At 66.3% G+C, this 5,223-nt stretch carries 5 protein-coding genes; 3 read left to right on the forward strand and 2 right to left on the reverse strand.

The window, feature by feature from the left end; translation table 11 throughout:
- Both ACLQI9_RS21805 and ACLQI9_RS21810 read right to left on the reverse strand, forming a co-directional pair.
- On the reverse strand, positions 1-996 hold a 996-nt coding region (locus ACLQI9_RS21805), incomplete at its 3' end, for an integrase catalytic domain-containing protein (RefSeq protein ID WP_442392175.1).
- 162 nt (positions 997-1,158) lie between these two features.
- Complete coding sequence (locus tag ACLQI9_RS21810) at positions 1,159-1,959, reverse strand: crotonase/enoyl-CoA hydratase family protein (RefSeq protein WP_442383773.1); 801 nt, start codon at positions 1,957-1,959, stop codon at positions 1,159-1,161.
- Between the two features lie 18 nt (positions 1,960-1,977).
- Between ACLQI9_RS21810 and ACLQI9_RS21815 the strand changes: the two genes are divergently transcribed.
- From ACLQI9_RS21815 to ACLQI9_RS21825, 3 genes are all read left to right on the forward strand, one after another.
- Positions 1,978-3,684 (forward strand): acyl-CoA synthetase, encoded by a 1,707-nt coding sequence (locus ACLQI9_RS21815; protein ID WP_442392172.1) that lies wholly within the window; start codon positions 1,978-1,980, stop codon positions 3,682-3,684.
- Positions 3,681-4,448: a fructosamine kinase family protein gene (locus ACLQI9_RS21820; RefSeq protein ID WP_442392173.1), complete on the forward strand. Its 768-nt coding sequence runs from the start codon at positions 3,681-3,683 to the stop codon at positions 4,446-4,448. Before ACLQI9_RS21815 ends, ACLQI9_RS21820 begins: the two co-directional genes overlap by 4 nt.
- A 19-nt stretch (positions 4,449-4,467) precedes the next feature.
- Positions 4,468-5,223: acetolactate synthase large subunit (locus tag ACLQI9_RS21825; RefSeq protein ID WP_442392174.1), on the forward strand; the 756-nt coding region annotated here is incomplete at its 3' end.

A 5,223-nucleotide genomic window follows, 5' to 3' on the forward strand; every position in this document is an offset into this window, starting at 1 on the left:
GGTGTCGTGCTTCTTGGTGATTTTCGCGCCGTCGCGGACTTTAAGGACGAGCTTCTGTTGGGGGTAGAAGTAGTTGGTCAGTAAGGACTGCAGCGTCCAGATCTTGTTGAGTAGCAGCAGTTCTGCGGGTGTGTCGTAGCGGTGGTAGCCGACGAGAATGCGCACGGTGGTCCAGTTCTTCTGCTCGACGTGGCAGCCGTCGTTTTTGTTACCCGCACGCGAGCGGGTGAAGGTGATCTGGTGCTTGCAGCACCAGTCGAGCAGGTGGAAGTTGATGAACTCCGAGCCGTTGTCGGAGTCGATGCCGCGGATCGGGAACGGCATCACCGCGGTGATGTCGTCAAGGGCGGCCATAACCCCTTTGAGGGCCTTGCTGGGCAGGCTGCGGTTCTCGGTCCAGCCCGTGGCGATGTCGGTGACCGTCAATGTCCAGGCATGCTCGCCCGCGGGGTTGCCGCCGTCATGGCTGACCAGGTCGATCTCGACGAATCCTGGTACTGCGTCGTCCCAGTCGGCCCACGTGCGCACCGGGATCTGGCTTTTAAGCAAGGTGCCGGGCTTGGTGCGTGAGCGTCCCTTCATGGCGTACTTCTTGCGCTCCGGGGCCAACCGACGGTCGATGGTGGCCGCGGACATGCCCGCCAGCAGCGCCGCAGTGTCCTCGTCGACGTCCAACTCGCCGAACCGGCGCAGCACCGCCACCAGCTCACCCAGCATCGGCGCCAGCCTCTTACCCGCCGGCATCCCCAACACCGACCAGCACAACACCAGCGCGGCAACCGCTTTGGGCCCATACTTCGGTGCACGCGGCCGCCGCGCACCTACCACTTGTGGCCGCAGCGCACCACGCAACGCCTTACGGGCATGATCACGATGCCACCCCGTCGTGGCACATAACTCATCAAGAATCTTTGCCTTCTCGGCCTTACCCGCCCGCCGATAGCGAACCGCGATCGCCCTCGTCACGGCACTGCGCTGCGCCAACGTCAACCCCATCATCCGGCGGTAGCCCAGCCCCACCCCACAGGCCCCCAACGACACGCCGTACGCCGGCATTCACACATGAGGCAACGAAGGAGCTACGCGGGCATATTTGATGAGTCAACGCGAGGCAGCCGGCCCAGAGACTGATGTGGCAGATGTGTCAGGCCCTGGGCCTCAGCGCCCCTTGAACTGCGGAGTGCGCTTCTCCTTGAACGCCCTCGGGCCTTCCTTGGCGTCGTCGGACAGGAACACCGCGATGCCGAGTTGGGTGTCGATCTTGAACGCCTCGTTCTCGTGCATGCCCTCGGTTTCCCGGATCGAGCGCAGGATCGCCTGCACCGCCAGCGGCCCGTTGTTGTTGATCACTTCGGCGATCTCGAGCGCCTTGGCCAGCGCCTCGCCGTCGGGAACGACGTAGCCGATCAAGCCGATGTCCTTGGCCTCCGCGGCGCTAATGTGCCGACCGGTCAGCAGCAGATCGCAGGCCACCGTGTACGGGATCTGCCGTACCAACCGCACGGCGGAGCCGCCCATGGGATACAGGCTCCACTTGGCCTCCGAGATGCCGAACTTGGCGCTCTGGCCGGCGATGCGGATGTCGGTGCCCTGCAAGATCTCGGTGCCGCCGGCGATGGCCGGGCCCTCCACCGCAGCGATCAGCGGCTTGGTCAGCCGACGGCCCTTGAGCAGTGCATCGATGCGCGACGGGTCATAGCTGCCGTCTTTGAACGAGTCACCCGGCGGGCGGGCAGTCGCGGCCTTGAGGTCCATACCCGCGCAGAAGTAGCCGCCGGCCCCGGTCAGGATGCAGCACCGGATGTCGGGATCGTTGTCGACGCGGTCCCACGCCTCGACCATGATCGAGAGCATCTCGGTCGAGAGCGCATTGCGGGCCTCAGGGCGGTTCAGCGTCAAGATCAGGGTGTGTCCGCGCTGCTCAATGATGGCGTCGGCCTTTTTTTCGGACTCGCTCACGGGTGATCGCCTTCCTCCATGCGGGCGTCGGACTTGTCAGGAAATGTAACACGTTCTAATTTGGGGTCCGTGGCCCTGAATATTGCGGACCTGGCTGAGCACGCCATCGACGCCGTACCCGACCGTGTTGCCCTGATCTGCGGCGACGACCAGCTGACCTACGCCCGATTGGAGGAGAAGGCCAACCGCCTGGCGCACTACCTTCTCGACCAGGGCGTGAAGAAGGACGACAAGGTCGGCCTCTACTGCCGCAACCGCAACGAGATCGTCATCGCGATGCTCGGCATCGTGAAGGCCGGCGCCATCCTGGTCAACGTCAACTACCGCTACGTCGAGGGCGAACTTCGCTACCTGTTCGAGAACTCCGACATGGTTGCGCTGGTCCACGAGCGCCAGTACTCGGACCGGGTCGCCAACGTGCTGCCGGACACCCCGAACGTGAAGACCGTCCTGGTGGTCGACGACGGCTCGGATGTGCCAGACAGCGCCTACCAGAACTACGGCGGTGTCGAGTTCTATGCGGCGGTCGCGGACAGTTCGCCCGAGCGTGACTTCGGTGAGCGCAGCGCCGATGACATCTACCTGCTCTACACCGGCGGCACCACCGGCTTCCCGAAGGGCGTGATGTGGCGCCACGAGGACATCTACCGGGTGCTGTTCGGCGGAACTGACTTCGCCACAGGCGAATTCGTCAAAGACGAGCACGACCTCGCCAAAGCCGCCGCGCAGAATCCGCCGATGATCCGCTATCCGATCCCGCCGATGATCCACGGCGCCACGCAGTCGGCCACCTGGATGTCGATCTTCTCTGGCCAAACCACCCTGCTGGCACCGGAATTCAACGCCGACGAGGTGTGGCGGAGAATTCACGTCCACAAGGTGAACCTGCTGTTCTTTACCGGCGACGCGATGGCGCGGCCGCTGCTCGACGCATTGCTGGCTCATCAGGACGAAGGCAACGAGTACGACCTGTCCTCGCTGTTCTTGCTCGCCAGCACCGCGGCGCTGTTCTCGCCGAGCATCAAGGAGCGACTGCTCGAGCTGTTACCCAACCGGGTCATCACCGACTCCATCGGCTCGTCGGAGACCGGCTTCGGCGGCACCAGCATCGTCGCCAAGGACGCGCCGCACAGCGGTGGCCCGCGCGTGACGATCGACCATCGCACCGTCGTTCTCGACGAGGACGGCAACGAGGTGCAGCCCGGTTCCGGCGTGCGCGGTCTGATCGCCAAGAAGGGCAACATCCCGGTCGGTTACTACAAGGACGAGAAGAAGACCGCCGAGACCTTCCAGACCATCAACGGGGTGCGCTACGCGATTCCGGGCGACTACGCGCAGGTCGAGGAAGACGGCACCGTCACCATGCTGGGCCGCGGCTCGGTGTCGATCAACAGCGGCGGCGAGAAGATCTACCCCGAAGAGGTCGAGGCGGCGCTCAAGGGCCACCCCGACGTCTTCGACGCTTTGGTGGTCGGCGTGCCCGATGCCCGTTACGGCCAGCATGTGGCCGCGGTGGTGCAGGCCCGGCCGGGCTCTCGGCCGGCGCTGTCCGAGCTGGACAGCTTCGTGCGCGCCGAGATCGCGGGATACAAAGTGCCACGCAGCCTTTGGCTGGTCGACGAAGTCAAGCGTTCGCCGGCCGGCAAACCGGACTACCGCTGGGCCAAGGAACAGACTGAGGCGCGTCCGGCCGACGATGTGCATGCCGCGCACGCCACTGCGTGACCGACTTCGTCAAACGTAACTCGGCCGCGCCAACCGGCTTCTTCGCGTGCGAGGCCGCCGGGCTGCGCTGGCTTTCCGCTGTCGACGGCGGCGTGCCCTGCGCGCAGGTGGTTTCTGTTGACGCGACCAGCCTGACCTTGCGGCGGCTTGACTCGGTGTCTCCGACGCCCGACGCAGCATACGAGTTCGGCCACCGGCTGGCCGTCACGCACAATGCGGGCGCAACGGGGTTCGGCGCTGGGCCCGATGGATGGGACGGGCCCGGGTTCTTCGGACCGTTATCGCGGCCATTGCTGATGTCGCTGCAGCCGCACCAATTCTGGGGCCAGTTTTACGCCGATGAGCGACTGACCCCGATGGCCGATCTCGCCGCACCGCGCCTCGATGCTTCGACCCGAGCCGCGGTCGATTCCGTCGCGGCGCGATGCCGAGCAGGGGACTTCGACGACGATGACCCGCCGGCCCGGCTGCACGGCGATCTGTGGAGCGGCAACCTGATGTGGACGCCCGACGGGGTGGTGCTGATCGACCCGGCGGCGCACGGTGGTCAGTGCGAGACCGATTTGGCGATGCTCGCGCTGTTCGGCTGCCCGCACTACGAGGCCGTCGTTGCCGGTTACCAGCAAGTGCGCGCACTGAAGCCCGGTTGGCGCGACCGGATCGGGCTGCACCAACTGTTTCCGCTGCTGGCCCATGTCGTGCTGTTCGGCGGCGGGTACGCGCAGCAGGCGCATGACGCGGCCCGCACCGCGCTGGCCGCCTGACCGCGTTTACAGTCGAACCGTGAACGGTGCCCAGGCCCTCATCAACACCCTCGTCGACGGCGGCGTCGACGTATGCTTCGCCAACCCCGGAACGTCCGAGATGCACTTCGTCGCGGCGTTGGACGCGGTTCCCCAAATGCGCGGAGTGCTGACGCTTTTCGAAGGTGTGGCGACCGGCGCCGCCGATGGCTACGCCCGCATCGCCGATCGTCCCGCCGCGGTGCTGCTGCACCTCGGCCCCGGGCTGAGCAACGGCCTGGCCAACCTGCACAACGCCCGGCGTGCCAGGGTGCCAATGCTGGTGGTCGTCGGCGATCACGCCACCTATCACAAGAAGTACGACGCCCCACTGGAATCCGACATCGATGCGCTCGCCGGGACGGTGTCGGGATGGGTGCGCCGCTCCGACGGTGACGTCGCAGCTGACGCGGCCGAGGCGATCGCCGTCAGCCGGGCGGGTGCGGAGATCGCGACGCTGATATTGCCCGCCGATGTCTCCTGGTCCGACGGCGCCCAGCCCGCCCCGGCGATGGCCGCGCAGCCAACGGGTGCCGACCCGCTGCTGGCGCCCGCGGTGAAAGAGGTGCTGCGGTCGGGCGAGCCCACGTTGATCCTGGTCGGTGGGGATGCGACTCGCGCTGCAGGGCTAGCCGCGGCCGCGCGGATCGCGCAGGCAACCGGTGCGCGCTGGTTGTGCGAGACGTTCCCTACGCGGCTTGAGCGCGGCGCCGGCGTGCCCGCCGTCGATCGGCTCGCTTATTTCGGCGAGGCCGCG

This window comes from Mycobacterium sp. (assembly GCF_052143115.1).
GTDB lineage: Bacteria > Actinomycetota > Actinomycetes > Mycobacteriales > Mycobacteriaceae > Mycobacterium.

Bases quoted from the DNA above. Each gene is read 5' to 3' on its own strand.
- ACLQI9_RS21815 (WP_442392172.1), top strand. From the start codon at position 1,978: ATGCGGGCGTCGGACTTGTCAGGAAATGTAACACGTTCTAATTTGGGG.